Here is a 1,729-nt window from a genome sequence, read left to right as displayed (position 1 = left end):
GGCTCGACGCGCCGGAGTCCGTGCACCTGGCGCTGTCCCGGACACCGCTGCCCTGTCTGCTGCTGGTGGAGGCGATCCTGGTGTCGGCCCGCAGCGGCCGGCCGCTGCCTGACCTGGTGGCCTCCGGCGCCGACCTGCCCGGGCTGATCGACCGGCTCGAACGCGTCGCGCTCGTACGGCGGGGCGAGGGCGGCGCGCTGCACCTGGCCGCCGGGTTGCCCGCGGTGCTGCCGACGCCCCTGGGGCTGGGCCCCGACCTGTCCGGGCTGCTCGCGCACGTCACCGTGGCCGAGCTGACCGACGTGCACCGGCGGCTGGGCGGCACGGGCACGCCGCGCAGAGCGGCGCTGATCGAGTCGATCACCACGGCCCTCCGCGATCCCGGCAGGCTGGCCCGGCTGGTCGCCCGCGCCCCGGCGGGCACCCGCGAGCTGCTCGACGACTTCCTCGAACGCGGGCCCGCGCGGGTGCTCGACGAGTTCCCGCCCCGCGGCCAGCACCAGCCGCGGCGGCCGGCGACCCCGGCGCGGTGGGCCCGCGATCACGGTCTCGTCTGGAGCGTCGACTGGGAGCGCACCTACGTCATGCCCATGGAGGTCGCGCTCGCGCTGCGCGGGCCTGACCACCGGATCGACCTGCCGGTCGAGCAGCCGGCGGTCCGTACCCGGCCGGTCGCCGCCGACCTGGTCGCGCACGAGGCGTCCGTGGCCGCCCTCCGCCTCCTGGACCGGGCCGCGGCCCTGCTGCAGGACGCGGCGGCGCAGCCGTTGCCCGAGCTGAAGGGCGGCGGCGTCGGCGTCAAGGAGGTGCGCCGCCTGGCCGGCCGGCTGGGCTGCGCCGAGGACGAGGTCCGTCTGCTGCTCGACCTCGTGCACGCCGCCGGGCTGCTGGCCGCCAACCCGCTCACGCAGGTGCGCACCCGGCGCGCGACCGAGACCCGGCCTGCCGGGGTCTCGCCGACCAGGGCTTACGACGCGTGGTTGCGCCTGTCGCCGGCCGACCGCTACGCCGCGCTGGCCGAGGCGTGGTGGCGGCTGCCGATCAGCCCGACCCGCCGGTACGACGGCAAACCCCGCACCCCGCTCGCCCCGGCCGGGACCGGGACACCGTCCAGCGTCATCCGGGAGGTGGTGTTCGGGCTGCTGCCGGGCGCGACGGCGCCGGGAGAGGCGGCGGCCGTGCCGGACGCGGAGGAGGTGGCGGCGGCCGCGAGCTGGCATCTTCCGTTGTTGCAGCGGGCGAGCTGCCGTGAGGTCGTGCTCGCGGTGCTGGCCGAGTCGAGGCTGCTGGGCCTGCTCGGCGCGGACGCCCTCAGCCCGCCCGGCCTGGCCCTTCGGACGCCGTCCGGGCCGCGGGTGGGGGAGGCCGCCGCCGGGCTGCTGGCCGGCGCCCGGCGGCAGGCGTTGTTCGGGACCGACCTGACCGCCGTGGTCACCGGCCCGCCCGCCGCCGCTCTGACGGAGGTCCTCGACCGGGCCGCCGACCGCGAGCCCGGCGGTTCGTGGCGGTTCGGCGCGTCCTCGGTGCGCCGCGCCCTGGACGCCGGTCACACCGCCGCCGAACTCGTCTCGGCTCTGGAGGAGGTGGCCGTCGGCCCGCTGCCGCAGCCCCTGACGTACCTGATCCACGACGTCGCCCGGCGGCACGGGGAGATCGAGGTGGTCCCGGTGGGCTGCTGCGTGGTGGGCGACGACGAGGCCCTGCTGGCCGAGCTGGCCGCGCATCGCAG

At 78.0% G+C, this 1,729-nt stretch carries 1 protein-coding gene; it reads left to right on the top strand.

What is annotated here, in order from left to right:
- On the top strand, positions 1-1,729 hold a 1,729-nt coding region (locus ACWCSD_RS52350), incomplete at both ends, for a helicase-associated domain-containing protein (RefSeq protein ID WP_449927358.1).

The sequence above is a fragment of the Nonomuraea sp. NPDC001684 genome (assembly GCF_053596515.1).
Note: the sequence above shows the minus strand (reverse complement) of the source record. Positions and strands in the feature narration are given on the sequence as shown.